A 1,083-nucleotide genomic window follows, 5' to 3' on the forward strand; every position below is an offset into this window, starting at 1 on the left:
CTTTTCAATTAAAACAAGGATATTTCCAAAATCAACAATTCTGAAAATATCCTTGTTTTTTTGTTTTTTAGCGCACTTAAATAAGCCTTTAGCTTTTGGCTTTTAATTACGCAGCAGAATTAGTTTCGAACAACCGTTGACCTAATCGCTTCTTCTGTATTCGGTTATGCAGCTTCAGTAAATTGTATCCAAAAGCTAATAGTAATAAATCTTTTTCTACGTTAACTTTGCCTCGGTGCCTGAACCTGGTGTATTCAAAATCTTCTTTTGTTATGCCAAAAGCACCTTCCACCTGAATAGAACGGTTTACTCGAAGTTGTAAGCCATAGTCACTATCAAATACAGCCTTGTTTTTGGCTAATAATTCGCGGTAATCAGTAGCAATATATATCGTCTTATTCCCCTTAGGAAGTTTTCCGAACTTAAGTTTTTGGCATTCCTTACGTAAGCCACAATAATTGCAGTTTTCACACCGGTATACTCGGTTTTGCTTAATGAAACCGGTCTTACTTTTGTTTCTGCGTATGTATTGGAATCGTAATGTACGGCCTTTGGCACAAGTAAATGTATCGGTCGCCTCATCATATACCATGTTATCCGCTCGACCAATATCTTTCTTATACTTTTTCGTTTTACTCAATTCATATGTACTTGGTTTAATACAAGTTTTGTAATCATGAGCCCATAACCATGCCAGATTTTCGTTGCTGTCATAACCGGCATCAGCTACCACATATTGAAAGTGTTGTTTGTATTGTCCTTCTAATTGTTGCATAAATGGAATTAAGGTGTTCGTATCTGTAGGATTTGGAAATACGCCAACGCCCATAATATATTCACTATGAACAGCTAGTTGAACATTGTAGGCCGGTTTTAATTGGCCGTTTAACATATGATCTTCTTTTAGTCGCATAAACGTAGCATCATGATCAGTTTTAGAGTAACTGTTGCGAGAGCCTAGAATAGCTAACTTTTCATCATATTCATTTCGCTTGTCACGCAAGGCTAAACAGGATTCAAAAGCTCTTTGCAATGGATGTTTTCGTTTACCGGTACCGTGTACAAACTCAATTTGCTTTTCGC

General features: G+C 36.7%; 1 protein-coding gene. It reads right to left on the bottom strand.

Annotated features, from left to right (window positions below; all coding sequences use genetic code 11):
* Window positions 1-106: 106 nt before the first annotated feature.
* Window positions 107-1,083: transposase (locus tag MXE28_RS11420; RefSeq protein WP_226977557.1), on the bottom strand; the 977-nt coding region annotated here is incomplete at its 5' end.

This window comes from Veillonella sp. KGMB01456, from assembly GCF_023051165.1.
Lineage (GTDB): Bacteria > Bacillota > Negativicutes > Veillonellales > Veillonellaceae > Veillonella_A.